11 protein-coding genes and 1 pseudogene are annotated in these 13146 nt (G+C 73.8%); 4 read left to right on the forward strand and 8 right to left on the reverse strand.

The window, feature by feature from the left end; genetic code table 11:
- Positions 1-113: 113 nt before the first annotated feature.
- Together DSM104329_RS14005 and DSM104329_RS14015 are read right to left on the reverse strand one after the other, a co-directional pair.
- Complete coding sequence (locus tag DSM104329_RS14005; RefSeq protein ID WP_259316062.1) at positions 114-1295, reverse strand: trans-sulfuration enzyme family protein; 1182 nt, start codon at positions 1293-1295, stop codon at positions 114-116.
- A pseudogene (locus DSM104329_RS14015) lies at positions 1292-2970 on the reverse strand (primary-amine oxidase). The gene DSM104329_RS14005 and the pseudogene DSM104329_RS14015 overlap by 4 nt, the downstream one beginning before the upstream one ends.
- Here DSM104329_RS14015 and DSM104329_RS14020 point away from each other — a divergent pair.
- Complete coding sequence (locus DSM104329_RS14020) at positions 2971-3339, forward strand: hypothetical protein (RefSeq protein ID WP_259316214.1); 369 nt, start codon at positions 2971-2973, stop codon at positions 3337-3339. It abuts the pseudogene before it with no gap.
- A gap of 43 nt (positions 3340-3382) precedes the next feature.
- Here DSM104329_RS14020 and nhaA read toward each other — a convergent pair whose 3' ends face one another.
- The 3 genes from nhaA to DSM104329_RS14035 are packed head-to-tail and all read right to left on the reverse strand — an operon-like array spanning position 3383 to position 6308.
- Positions 3383-5284 carry a Na+/H+ antiporter NhaA gene (gene nhaA, locus DSM104329_RS14025; RefSeq protein WP_259316064.1) on the reverse strand — a complete coding sequence of 634 codons (1902 nt, stop codon included), beginning with the start codon at positions 5282-5284 and terminating at the stop codon, positions 3383-3385.
- 57 nt (positions 5285-5341) lie between these two features.
- Positions 5342-5761 (reverse strand): nuclear transport factor 2 family protein, encoded by a 420-nt coding sequence (locus DSM104329_RS14030; protein ID WP_259316065.1) that lies wholly within the window; start codon positions 5759-5761, stop codon positions 5342-5344.
- 4 nt (positions 5762-5765) lie between these two features.
- Complete coding sequence (locus DSM104329_RS14035) at positions 5766-6308, reverse strand: hypothetical protein (RefSeq protein ID WP_259316066.1); 543 nt, start codon at positions 6306-6308, stop codon at positions 5766-5768.
- A 69-nt stretch (positions 6309-6377) separates the two neighbouring features.
- Here DSM104329_RS14035 and DSM104329_RS14040 point away from each other — a divergent pair, with 69 nt between their 5' ends.
- Positions 6378-6719 (forward strand): translation initiation factor, encoded by a 342-nt coding sequence (locus DSM104329_RS14040; protein WP_259316067.1) that lies wholly within the window; start codon positions 6378-6380, stop codon positions 6717-6719.
- Between the two features lie 25 nt (positions 6720-6744).
- On the opposite strand, the gene DSM104329_RS14045 is transcribed toward DSM104329_RS14040, so the two are convergent.
- Positions 6745-7242 (reverse strand): 2,4'-dihydroxyacetophenone dioxygenase family protein, encoded by a 498-nt coding sequence (locus tag DSM104329_RS14045; protein WP_259316068.1) that lies wholly within the window; start codon positions 7240-7242, stop codon positions 6745-6747.
- A 74-nt stretch (positions 7243-7316) separates the two neighbouring features.
- Entirely contained in the window at positions 7317-8111 is a 795-nt protein-coding gene (locus tag DSM104329_RS14050) for an isocitrate lyase/PEP mutase family protein (RefSeq protein ID WP_259316069.1), read from the reverse strand.
- Positions 8112-8194: 83 nt separating this feature from the next.
- Here DSM104329_RS14050 and ftsH point away from each other — a divergent pair, with 83 nt between their 5' ends.
- Positions 8195-10294 (forward strand): ATP-dependent zinc metalloprotease FtsH, encoded by a 2100-nt coding sequence (gene ftsH, locus DSM104329_RS14055; protein ID WP_259316070.1) that lies wholly within the window; start codon positions 8195-8197, stop codon positions 10292-10294.
- A 3-nt stretch (positions 10295-10297) separates the two neighbouring features.
- On the opposite strand, the gene DSM104329_RS14060 is transcribed toward ftsH, so the two are convergent.
- Entirely contained in the window at positions 10298-11218 is a 921-nt protein-coding gene (locus DSM104329_RS14060) for a LysR family transcriptional regulator (RefSeq protein WP_259316071.1), read from the reverse strand.
- Between the two features lie 113 nt (positions 11219-11331).
- Here DSM104329_RS14060 and DSM104329_RS14065 point away from each other — a divergent pair, with 113 nt between their 5' ends.
- Positions 11332-12996, forward strand: coding sequence for an FAD-dependent monooxygenase (locus DSM104329_RS14065; protein ID WP_259316072.1), 1665 nt, complete (start codon positions 11332-11334; stop codon positions 12994-12996).
- Positions 12997-13146 lie beyond the last annotated feature (150 nt).

Below are 13146 nucleotides of genomic sequence, written 5' to 3' on the forward strand. Positions count from 1 at the left end.
GGAGGGTCATCGCCAGGCGGTGTCGCCGAGCAGCTCGCCGACGCCGACGAGCTCCGTCGCGCGGGTACGGGCAGCCACGGTGCGACACCGAGACCGACACCGAGGCGGGCGGCTCAGGCGGCCGCCGCGTCGAGCGCCGCGCGCAGGTCCGCGGCGAGGTCGTCCGGGTGCTCGAGGCCGACCGCGATGCGCAGCAGTCCCGGCGCCGCGCCGCCGGCCTCCAGCGCCTGCTCGTCCAGGACGCCGGCGAGCATCGCCGCGGGCGGCACGATGAGCGAGTGCACGCCGCCGAGGCTGGGGGCGAGGTCGAAGAGCTCGAGGCGCTCGGCCAGCGCCGAAGCGGCCGCGACACCGCCGCCGAGCTCGAAGGAGAGCAGCCCGCCGAAGCCGTCCATCTGGGCGGCCGCCAGCGCATGCTGCGGATGCGAGCGCAGACCCGGGTAGTGGACGGCCCGCACTGCCGGATGCCCCTCGAGCAGCTCGGCCAGCGCCTGCGCCGTCGCGTTCTGGCGCGCGACGCGCACCGCGAGGGTGCGCAGCCCGCGCTGCAGAAGCCACGCGTCGAACGCGCTGAGCACGCCGCCCAGCGTCAGCGACAGGTCCCAGATCTCGCCCAGCTCGTCCGGCGGACCGCAGACGACCCCGGCGGTCAGGTCGCTGTGGCCGCCGAGGTACTTCGTCGCCGAGTGCACGACGAGGTCGGCCCCGAACGCCAGCGGCCGCTGGTTGATCGGGCTCGCCAGCGTGTTGTCGACGAGGACGCGCGCCCCCGCCGCATGCGCCGCCTCGCTCACGGCGCGCAGGTCGGTGATCGCCAGCATCGGGTTCGACGGCGTCTCGAGGACCACGAGCGCCGTCCGCGCGCCGATCGCGCCCGTGAGCGCGGCCGTGTCGGCCTGGTCGGCGAACGTCACGTCGATGCCCATTCGCGGCGCGAGCTTCTGCAGCAGCGACAGCGTCCCGGCGTAGTGCACGTTCTGGGCGACGACGTGGTCCCCGGGCGCGCACAGCGCCAGCACGGTCGTCGAGATCGCCGCCATCCCCGACGAGAACACCCGCGCCGTACCGGCGCCCTCGAGCTCGGCGACGATCGCCTCCGCATGCTCATGCGTGGGGTTGCCGTACCGGGTGTAGAAGCGGCGCTCGCGCGGGCGGGTCGCCAGCTCGCGCAGCTCGGCGGCGTCGCGCGCCGCGAACGTCGAGGCGGGGTGGATGGGCGGCGTGATCGCGCCGTCGACCGCCGCGGGCCGCAGCAGCGAGGTCTCGACGTGGCGCTCGCGCGGGGTCTCGCTCATCGCCGCACCGTACTGCGCCGCCGCGGCGCGCCGCCCGCTGTCAGTCCGCCGGCGTGCCGTGCGCATGGCAGCTGCCCGCGCCGGGCTCCGGGGGCGGCACGTCGAGCGCGGGACTGCGGTCGAAGAACCAACCCCCACGGCTTGAGCTCGAAGCCGATCCGCGCGACCGGCATGACCGGCCAGTCCTCGGGCCGCGGGACGTGGTGGTGGTTCATCGTGTACCAGACGACGATGTCCGTGTCCTCGATGCCGCGGTCCGCCTGGACCCAGCGCGGCAGGCCGTCGCCGCCGGGGTGCTGGTAGGGGTAGTCGCCGGCCGGGTACCGCTCGGCCGGGTCGTAGGGCGTGACCCACAGGTGGTGCTCGATGAAGCCGGCGCGGCGGCGCAGCGGCGAGTCGGGGGCCGCGAACGGGACCGTGTTGTCGCCCGGGATCAGCCGGTAGGCGACCGGCGCGCCGACCGCGTTGCGCTTCGACGGGTTCTGGACCAGCCAGCCGCGCGCGCTGAACGGTCGATGCGCCGGCGGGCCTCGCCCTCGGTGCGCAGCGTCCGCGCGACCGTCCGCCACGCGTTGCCCTGCGGGTTGTCCGGCCCGACCGGGTCGGCCTCGGTGTGCACCTCGACGACCGAGTTGCCGCCGCCGTCGAGGTCCATGTCGAGCCGCACGCAGAACACGTGCTGGTGGTGGATCGCGTTGAGGTTCGGCGCGACGAGCTTGCCGTAGCGCGGCTCGAAGCCGTCGGCGACCGCCTGCGTCGCCACGATCCCGGTCGCCTTGACCTCCGACGAGATGATCCCGTCCTGGTGCAGGTACCAGAAGAACCCGTACTCGTAGTTGCCGACCGTGATCACGCTCGAGATCACGAGCCGCCGCCCCCGCCGCACCTCGACGTGGCCGGTGCGGAAGTCCGTGTGCTTCCACAGCATCCCGTCGTCCTCCTCGTGGAGGCAGATCGCGTTCGGCACCACGACCGGCTCGCCGTCGGCGTTGCACCAGGCGCCGTCGAAGTAGTGGACGACGCCGAGGCAGTCGCACCCGAGCGTCAGCGAGTTCGTCATCGTGCCGGCGTTGAACTCGCCGATGTCGAGCGGGGCCTGGTAGAAGCGGTCGGGGTCGGCGTAGGGGACGACCATCTCCGCATAGGACGCGCGCCGCAGGATCGGGCGCAGGACCCCGTCGTCCTCGTAGCCGAGGTCGTGGAGGACGAGCCCCTCGCGCTGGCTGAAGCCGACGCGCAGGCGCCACTTCTGCCAGCGCACCTCGTGGCCGTCGACGGCGAAGCTCGGGCCGTCGGGCTGGCTGATGTGGATGGGCCGGACGTCGTCGCGCAGCGGGCCGACGCGATCGGCGCGGAACTCGCCGCGCTCGGCCGGCAGCGCCACCGGATCGCGGTCCTCGAAGTGGACGAGCTCGCCGCTGTGGACATCGACCAGTCCGAAGATGCCCTCGAGCGGCCGCGCGTACGCGTTGCCGCCCGGCTCGGGCCGCACGTAGGCGAGGACGCGCGCGAGCTGGTGCTCGCCCTGCTCCTCGGGAAGGCCATGCCATCCGGCCGAGACGGGGTCGACGTCGACCAGCGCGACGTCCTCGATCCCGCGCCGCTCGAGCGCGCGCAGGAATGCGGGGGCGCGCCGGACCGCGGCCTCGATGGCCAGGAACTCGGCCTCCGTCATCTGCGGCTCGACACCGCGCAGCACGCGCCAGCCCGTCACCGCCTCGGTCTCGAGGACTTCGCGGCCGACCTCCCGCGGCTGGCCGCCGAGGAGCCCGACGGTCAGGCGTTCCAGTTCGAGCTCGCGCTCGAGGCGCGCCGCCGGCCCGAGCTCCGCGACGAGGTGCGCACGCAGTACGAGGAGTACTTCGCGGTGACGCGGCGTGCGCTCGAGCGTGCCGGGATCGAGGCCACGCCCGCACTGGTGCGCCTGGTGTTCGCCGCGCTCGACGGAGCGACGCTGCAGCAGCTCATCTTCGAGCGCCCCGACGAGAGCGCCGAGCTCGTCGCCGAGCTCCAGGGGCTGCTGCGCCGGCTGGCTGCTCCCTGACCGACAGGGCCCCGGTGGGGGCCGTGGTGCTCATCGACCCGGGCTACGGCGCTGCGGCCGCCGACGTCCGCGCCGCCGCGCGCGCGGCCGACTTGATCGCGCGCGTCAGGGTCTCGACGTCGTAGACGCCGTAGTGGCGGCGGCCGTTGACGAAGAACGTCGGGGTCCCCGACACGCCGCTGGCGTCCGCGCTCTGGACGTCCTCCGCGACGCGAGGGCCGAACCGGCGGCGGCGCAGGTCGTCGCTGAAGCGCTCGAGGTCCAGGCCGATCTCGTTCGCGTGGCGGTAGAGGTCGGCGATCCCGAGGCCCGTGCCGGGCGTCATCAGCCGGTCGTGCATCTCCCAGAACGAACCCTGCGCGCCCGCGCACTCGGCCGCCTCCGACGCCATCTGCGCGTTGGGGTGCACGTCGGTGAGCGGCAGATGGCGGAACACGTAGCGCATGTCGTCGCCCAGGCGCTCGTGCAGTGCGCGGATCGTGGGCGCCGCGTCAGCGCAGTACGGGCACTCGTAGTCGCCGTACTCGACGAGGGTCACCGGCGCATCGACGTTGCCGCGGATGTGGTCGCGCCCGGGCTCGACGTCCTCGGAGAGATCCACGATCGCGTCCGCGGTCGAGCCGAGCTGGCGGGCACGGACCTCGTCGGGCAGCCGCGTCATGATCTGGATCGCCACCCAGACGAGCGCCGGCGAGATGACCGCGGTGGCGATCACGCCGATCTTCGCCTCCTCGAGCAGCTGCCCGTCGAACGCCAGCGTCGCGACGAGCAGCGACACGGTGAAGCCGATCCCCGCCGACGCGCCCACCCCGAAGATCGCCGGCCAGGTGATCGTCAGCGGCGCGCCGCCCAGGGCGCGGCGCGAGCCGATCCACGCCGCCACCATGATGCCCAGCGGCTTGCCGGCCAGGAAGGCGACGACGATGCCCCAGGTGATGGGCGACGTGACGGCGTCGGAGATCAGCCGGCCGTCGAGGTGGATGCCCGCGTTGGCCAGGGCGAACAGCGGCACGATCACCCGGCTCGTCCACGGGTGCAGCCGGTACTGCATGCGCTCGTTGGCCGAGATCGCCGAGGTCAGGCTCGCGCTCGCCGAGTACGCCAGCTCGGGCGTCGGCTGCTCGCGGAACGAGCGCGCCAGCTCGGTGCTGCGCTCGAGGTCGTCGCGGCCCGGCGGGTAGGCGCTCGTGATGAGCCCGATGGCCAGGCCGGCGATGATCGCGTCGACTCCCGACTCGAACATGGCCAGCCAGATGCCGATGCCGACGAGCACCGCCACCGGCCCCCGCCACGATCCCGCCCAGCGCAGCGCGATCAGCACGCCGAAGAGCCCGATCGCGATCAGCAGCGGGACGAGCGACACCTTCTCGGTGTAGGCGATCGCGATGATCAGCAGCGCGACGAGGTCGTCGATGACGACCATCGTCAGCAGGAAGACGCGCATGCGGATGCCGCGCCCGCGCGTCATGAGCGTGAGGACGCCAAGCGCGAGCGCCGTGTCGGTCGACACCGCGGCGCCCCAGCCATGGGCGCCGTCGCCGCCCGCGTTGATCGCCAGGTAGACCGCGCCCGCGGCGACCATGCCGCCGAGCGAGCACAGCACAGGCACCGCCAAGCGGGAGCGCTCGCGCAGCTCCCCGAGGTCGAGCTCGCGCTTGGCCTCGAGGCCTACGACGAGGAAGAACAGCGTCATCAGGCCCGAGTTGATCCACTCGCGCAGGTCCGCCGACAGCTCGTGGCCACCCAGGCTGAGCGAGAGCTTCGTCTCCCAGACCTCGACGTACGAGCTCTCCGACACGTTCGCCCAGGCGATCGCCGCGAATGCGGCCGCCACGAGCACCAGGGCTCCGCCCGTCTCGGCGTGGAGGAAGCCCCGGATGGGCGCGGCCAGGTTGCGCGCCCAGGCGGTGCGTCCGGCGGAAGCCGCTGGCGAGGCCGTCGACATCGCCGCGAATCCTGGCAGGCCCCGTGCGTCGCCCTTCCCGCGCTCCGCGAGGTTGCGTCAGGCGGCCAGCCGCCGCTCGCCCTCGTCGATCGCCACGTCGTTGATCGAGGCGTACCGGCGCCGCATCAGCCCGGTCGCGGCGAACTCCCACATCTCGTTGCCGTAGGAGCGCCACCACTGGCCGTCCGCGTCGCGGCTCTCGTACTCGAAGCGCACGGCGATCCGGTCGTCCGTGAACGCCCACAGCTCCTTCTCCAGGCGGTAGTCGAGCTCGCGGGCCCACTTGCGCGCGAGGAACGCGGTGATCTCCTCGCGCCCGCGCAGGAACTCGCCGCGGTTGCGCCACTCGGAGTCCTCGGTGTAGGCGAGCGCGACCCGTTCCGGGTCGCGCGTGTTCCACGCGTCCTGCGCGGCCTGCACCTTCGCCCGTGCCGTCTCCTCGGTGAACGGCGGGCGGATGTCGGTCGGGGCGGCCACGGCGCTACTCGCAGAACGCGATGAAGGGCACGCCGATCAGTGTGACGCGCTTGGACTTGACGTCGACGGCGAACTGCAGGCGCCCGCCGCCGCCGCGCGGCACCTTCGCCAGCGTCAGGCCGAACGTCTCGTCGGTGCTGTGGTCGAAGCGGACCTTCGGGAACGCCCGCTTCACGGCCCTGCGGGTCGAGCCGACGTGGACGCCGCGGGCGCTCGCGCCGCCGGTGATCGTGATGTTCGTGACCCGGCGGGCCGCGGTCTGGCTGAAGTCGACGTTGCCGCGCAGCGGGGCGCGCAGCCGGGCGCCGCGGGTGTTCGGCCCGCCGAGCTCGCAGCCGGGGTGGATCGGCCCGACGCGGCCGGCGGAGCGCAGCTGCGCGTAGGTCATGCCGAGCTTGACGCCGTCGACGCCGGAACGGGTGACCTTCTTCGCGGCGGCGGCGTGTCCGGTGGGGCCCGTCGCCGCGGTCGCGCCGGCCGCGATCGCGCCGGCGGCGGCGAGCGTGCCGCCCGCGGCCAGGGTGCGCTTCAAGCTCCAGGTGATCATGCGCGCAAACCTATCCACGACCGCGGTCCGCGGGAAGGACGGGTGGACGGCTCCACTAGCGTGCGGTGCATGGCGAAAGGCAGGACGCGCGACTCCGCGCTCGTCTACTCCAGCAGCGACGGCGACCTGCGCCGCGCGCGCCGGGACGAGCCGGTCGCCCCGCCGCCGCCGGGCGGCCGCGTGAAGGTGCGCCGCGAGGTCGCCGGCCGGCGCGGCAAGGCGGTGACCACGGTGTCCGGGGTGCCGCTCGACGACGCCGGCCTGCGCGAGCTCGCCGGCCGGCTGAAGAAGCGCTGCGGCGTGGGCGGCTCGGCGAAGGACGGCGTCATCGAGCTGCAGGGCGACCATCGCGACACCGTGGTCGCGGTGCTGCGCGACGCCGGATACGACGTGGTGCTCGCCGGCGGCTGACGGCTCGGGGCGCGGGCGCGGCGCCTCAGTAGTCGAGGTCGACCGGCTCGAGGCCCTGCGACGCGCAGTAGTCGACGTAGAGCTTCATGTGGCTGAGCACGTCGTCGTGGCCGACGACGTTGTCGTGCTCGTCGACGTAGAGCAGCGCGCCCTCGAGGATGAACAGCGTGACCGTGCCCTCCTCGTTGCTCATGAGGGTGTGGATGTCGCCCGGCGGCTCCCACACGACCATCCCGGCGCGCGCGACCCAGTCCTTCTCGGCGTAGTACCAGCTGCCCTCCAGGACGTACCCCGTCACGGGGCCGACGTGGTAGTGGCGGTTGATCTGGCTGGCGCCCACGACCTTCGTCAGGTTCGCCCACACGCCCGTCTTGCGGTTCAGGCGCAGCGGCTTGACGAAGATCCCCGGATGCCCCTCGTACGGGACCCAGGGGATGTCCTGCGGGTCGATGACCCGCTCGCCCAGCGTCAGCGCCTTCAGGGGCCGCAGCGCCAGCGCGTCCTCGGTGATCTCTGCGCTCATGGCGGGAGTCTCCCGACCGGGCGCGGGCGCCGCGGGATGGGGCGCGGGGGTCGTTGGAGAGATCGCCAGCGGCGCTACGCCAGCCACTCGCCGAGCGGCACGCGGACGCCGAGCGCGGAGAAGTCGCCGACGTCGAGCATCCGCCGCGCCGCGTCGGCGAACGCCCCGACCGCGACCCAGGCCAGCGCGCCGCCGACGCTGATGCGCGTCGCACCGGCATCCGCGATCTCGCGCAGCGACAGGTCGGGCCGGGCAAGCACGTTCACGGGCCGGCCGACCGCGTCGCACACCGCGCGGATCTCGTCGGTGGTGCGCAGGCCGGGGGCGTAGAGGACGTCCGCGCCCGCGGCCTCGTAGGCCTGCAGGCGGGCGATCGTGTCGCCGAGGTCCGGGTTGCCGCGGATGTGGTTCTCGGCGCGGGCGGTCAGCGTGAACGGGAGGTCGAGCGCCCGGGCCGCCTCCGACGCGGCCGCTACGCGCGCGACCGCATGGTCGAGGCCGTACATGTGCCCCGCCGGGTCGTAGTCCTCGATCGATCCGCCGACCGCGCCGGCGGCCGCGGCCGCGGCGATCGCGCGGGCGGCGTCGGCCGGGTCGGCGCCGTAGCCGTTCTCGAGGTCGACGGACACGGGCAGGCCGGTGGTGGACGTGAGCGCGCGGACGTGCTCGGCGACGTCGTCGAGGGTGACGCCGCCGTCGAGGCGGCCGTGCGTGAACGCGAAGCCCGAGCTCGTCGTTGCGAGCGCGCGGAAGCCGAGCGCTTCGAGCACCTTCGCCGACCCGGCGTCCCACGGGTTGGGGATGATGAACGCCTCGCCCTCGTGCAGCGCGCGGAACGCCGCCGCCTTGTCCTGCTGGCTCGCCGTCATGCCGTCTCCTTGCGGTCGTTGCTCGGTGCGCCCATTCTCGCGCCCCACGCCACACGGGTGAAGTGCATCCCTAGCCTGTGGGTATGCCCGAGCCCTCCGCCGCACCGCCCGCCGCACCGGAGCGGCCGCGCCGCTCGGGCGACGGCCAGGGGCAGGGCAAGGCGCCGGACCGCGGCGCCGGCTGGAAGGTCGAGCCGTCGTCGACGGGCCGCGGCGCGCCGCCGCCGCCCACGCCGCCGATGCTCCCGCAGGGGCGCCGCGGCACGTGGGCGATGCTGCTGCTCGTCCTGCTGATCGTCAACCTCGTCTTCGCGTTCGTGACCGCGCGGCCGAGCGACCGTGCGCAGGTGCCCTACCAGCCGTTCTTCACCCAGCAGGTCGAGAAGGGCAACGTCAAGGAGATCTCCTCGCAGGAGGAGACGATCCAGGGCGAGCTGAAGAAGGAGGCGACCTACCAGCCGCCCGGCGGCGACAAGGTCACGGTCACGAAGTTCAAGACGCAGGTCCCCACGTTCGTGACGACCGAACAGCTGACGCAGTCGCTGTCGGAGCAGGGCGTCGTCGTCAACGCCGAGCCGCCGGACTCGGGGCGCAGCATCCTCAGCACGCTGATCCTCGGCTTCGGCCCGACGATCCTGCTGATCGCGATCTTCATCTGGATCTTCCGCCGCCAGGCGTCGGGCGGCGGGCTCGGCGGATTCGGCCGCTCCACCGCGCGGCGGGTGCAGCCCAGCAACGCCGACCGGGTCACCTTCGAGGACGTCGCCGGCATCGACGAGGTCGAGCACGAGCTCGCCGAGATCGTCGACATGCTGAAGAACCCGCAGCGCTACGAACGTCTCGGCGCCCGCATCCCGCGCGGCGTGCTGCTCTACGGGCCGCCCGGGACCGGCAAGACGCTGCTGGCCCGCGCGGTGGCCGGCGAGGCCGACGCCGCGTTCTTCTCGATGTCCGCGTCCGAGTTCATCGAGGCGATCGTGGGCATCGGCGCGTCGCGCGTGCGCGACCTGTTCAAGCAGGCCAAGGAGGCCGCGCCGGCGATCATCTTCATCGACGAGCTCGACGCGATCGGGCGGTCGCGGTCGGGCAACGTCGGCGGCATCAGCGGCGGCCACGACGAGCGCGAGCAGACGCTCAACCAGATCCTCACCGAGATGGACGGCTTCGAGGTCGGCACGACCGTCATCGTCCTCGCGGCGACGAACCGGCCGGAGATCCTCGACCCGGCGCTGCTGCGCCCGGGCCGCTTCGACCGCCGCATCGCCGTCCAGCCGCCGGACAAGCCGGGCCGCGTGGCGATCCTGAAGATCCACACGCGCAAGGTGCCGCTCGCCGGCGACGTGGAGCTGGAGCGGGTTGCCGCCTCGACGCCGGGCATGACGGGCGCCGACATCGCGCTGCTGGTCAACGAGGCGTCGCTGTTCGCCGCCCGGCGCGGCCACGCCGCGGTGACGTCGGCCGACTTCGGCGACGCGATCGAGAAGATCATCCTCGGCACCGAGCGCCAGGTGGTCATGAGCGAGGCCGACCGCGAGCGCACCGCCTACCACGAGTCCGGCCACGCGCTCGTCGGCATGCTCACCCCGGGCGCCGACCCGGTGCGCAAGATCTCGATCATCCCGCGCGGCCAGGCGCTCGGCGTGACGCTCTCGACGCCGGAGACCGACCGCTACAACTACGCGCTCGAGGATCTGCGCGGCAAGATCAAGGTCGCGCTCGGCGGGCGGGTCGCGGAGCGGCTCGTCTACGGCGACCTCACCACCGGCGCCGAGTCCGACATCCAGAACCTCACGCAGATCGCGCGGGGCATGGTCGGGCGGTGGGGGATGAGCGAGGCGATCGGCCCGGTCGCGGTGACCGACGGGCGCTCGGACGGCGGCCTGCTGCCCGGCGTGGCGCCGACGTCCGCCGCCACCCAGCAGCTCGTCGACGAGGAGGTCCGCCGGATCATCGACGACGCCGAGCACGACGTGCTGCTGCTGCTCGAGCGCGAGCGCGAGCGCCTCGACCGCCTCACGCACATCCTGCTGGACCGCGAGACGCTCGACGGCCCGGAGGCCTACGCGGCCGCCGGCCTGGCGGCCCCCGACCTCGACGTCCAGGACGAGGCGCACGCGACGACGATCGCGCCCGGGGCGACCGACCTGTCGGTGGCCGGCAGCGGGGAAGCGCCGACCGCCTGAGGATCAGGGCTGCTCGTCGAGCTGCGCCGCGACCTCCGCGATCCGGGCGCGCAGCCACGCGTGCGCCGGGTCGGCCTCGTGGCGGGGGTGCCACCACAGCATCTCGGTGAGGACCGGGAAGGCGATCGGCGGCTCGAGCAGCCGGACGTCGGCGGTGCGGCGCAGGTACGGGCCCGCGCGGGCGAGGACGAGCGTCACGAGGTCGGTGCCCTGCAGCAGGAACGGCGCAAGCAGGAAGCTCTCGACGCTGAACTCGACGTGGCGGGCGACCCGCTCGCGGGCGACGTGCTCGTCGGCCAGCGAGACCGCCTGGCCGCGGCCCATCGAGTAGGTGAGGTGGCCGAGGCGCCGGTACGCGTCGAGCGTCATCTCGTCGCCGACCAGCGTGTTGCCCTCCCAGACGCAGCACATCCAGCGGTCGTCGAACAGCCGCTGCGACGGCAGGGCGGGGTTGCTCATGATCTCCGGCGGCTCGATGACGAGGTCGACCTCGCCGACCCGCAGCGCCCGCGCGGCGTCGGGGAAGCGGGGCAGCGCCTGCAGCGTGACGCCGGGCGCCTCGGCCGCGAGGCGGCGCACGAGCGGCCCGATCAGCATCAGGACGCTGTAGTCCGAGCAGCTGACCGTGAACGACCGGCGGTCGCGCGCCGCGTCGAACGCGGGCCGCTGCTCGAGCGCGCCCTGGATGAGCGCGAGCGCGTCGCGGACCGGGCCGGCCAGCGCCTCGGCCCGGGGGGTCGGAGCGAGGCCGGCGCCCTGGCGGACGAGCAGCGGGTCGTCGAAGAGCCGGCGCAGGCGCGCGAGGGTGTTGCTCATGCCCGGCTGGCTGAGCCCGATGCGCTGTGCGGCGCGGGTGACGCTGCGCTCGCTGAGCAGGGCGTCCAGCGCGACGAGGAGGTTGAGGTCGACGCCGGCGAGGTTCATGCGCTCACGGTATTCGCATCGTCAATGCTGAATATCACGAGATTCAGTTGGCGTATGTCGGCCACCGCTCGTACGGTTCGGCTGGTCCGGGCAGCGAGGGCGGAGGAGAGCTCATGAACGAGGTGGCGGCCGGCGTCGAGGAGGTCCCGGTCCTGATCGTCGGGGGGAGCATGGTCGGCCTGTCGGCGGCGCTGTTCCTCGCCCACCACGGGGTGCCGGCGCTCGCGGTCGAGCGCCACGGCGGGACCGCCATCCACCCGCGCGCCGGGCACTTCCACCTGCGCACGCTCGAGCTGCTGCGCTCCGCCGACCTCGAGGACGCGGTCCGGCGCGTGTCGGAGGCGCAGTTCTTCCCCAACGGCGGCATCAACGCGGTCGAGACGGTCGCCGGCGGCGAGACGGCCAGCTACATCGCCGACCTCAACGCCGGGGTCGAGGAGTTCAGCCCGTCGCGGCGGCTGTTCGTCGCCCAGCATGCGCTCGAGCCGCTGCTGCGCGCCCGCGCCGAGGAGCTGGGCGCCCGGCTGAGCTACTCGACCCTGGTCGTCTCGCTCGACGACGACGGCGACGGGGTCACCGCGGTCCTGCGCGATCTGGCGACCGGCGCGGACCGGACCGTGCGCGCCCGCTACGTCGTCGCCGCCGACGGCTCGCGCAGCCCCGTGCGCCGGCGGCTGGGCATCGGGATGCACGGCTACGGCCTGTTGTCGCACAGCGTGACGATCTACTTCCGCGCCGACTGCTCGAAGCTGCTCGAGGGCGGCAACCAGGGCGTGATCTACGTCTTCAACGACCGGCTGCGCGGGTTCTTCCGCTTCGACAGGTCGGGGACGTCGGGGTTCCTCGCCGTCAACACGCTCGGCGACCCGCGCGAGCCGGGCGCGCTCGACGTCACCGCGGACCTCACGACCGAGGGCGCGCGCGAGCTCGTCCGCGCGGCGATCGGCGTGCCGGACATCGCCGTGGAGGTCGACGACGTCGCGCCGTGGGACGCCACGGCCGACCTGGCCGACCGTTACCGCGCCGGGCGCATCCTGCTCGCCGGCGATGCGGTGCACCCGCTGCCGCCCAACGGCGGATACGGCGGGAACACCGGCGTGCAGGACGCGCACAACCTCGCCTGGAAGCTCGCGGCCGTCCTCGGCGGGACCGCCGGCGACGCGCTGCTCGACAGCTACGAGGCCGAGCGCCGGCCGATCGGGCGCCTGACGATCGAGCAGGCCTACACCCGGTACGCGCGGCGCGTCGTGCCGGAGCTGGCCGGCGACGAGGAGCTCCCGCCGCTCGTCGACGACCTCAGCATGGAGATCGGCTACCGCTACCGGTCGAACGCCATCGTCGCCGAGGGCGACGACGACGGGGCGCTCACCGAGCACCCGAGCACCGCCCGCGGGCGGCCGGGGAGCCGCGCGCCGCACGTCGTCCTCGCGCGCGACGGCGTGCGCCTGTCGACCCTCGACCTGTTCGGTCAGGGCTACGTCCTGCTGGCCGGGCCCCAGGGCGCCGCGTGGCGCCGCGCGGCCGCGCAGGCCGCGGCGGCGACCGAGGTGCCCATCGACGTCCACGTGGCCGGCGCCGGCGCCGACGCCGATGTGGAAGACGCCGCCGGGCGCCTTCCCGCGGCCTACGGCCTCGAGCGCGACGGCGCCGCCCTCGTGCGCCCCGACGGGTTCGTCGCCTGGCGCAGCGCCGGGGCGGTCGACGGGCCGGCCGAGACGCTCGAGCGCGTGCTGCGCTCGACGCTCGGCGTGCGGTCGCGCGCGGCCTCCGCGGCCTGAGCGCCCAGCGAGCGTCGAGTTCCTGAGCTTGGACTCAGGCGGTCATCGCAACGGCAGGTCGTTCATCCGTTCAGCCGGGGTTGCCCGGTGCAGGGTCTTGCGGGGTCGTGCGTTGAGCTCGGCGGCGGGACCCCGGCGCCGACCGCACGG

The organism is Capillimicrobium parvum (assembly GCF_021172045.1).
Taxonomy (GTDB): domain Bacteria; phylum Actinomycetota; class Thermoleophilia; order Solirubrobacterales; family Solirubrobacteraceae; genus Capillimicrobium; species Capillimicrobium parvum.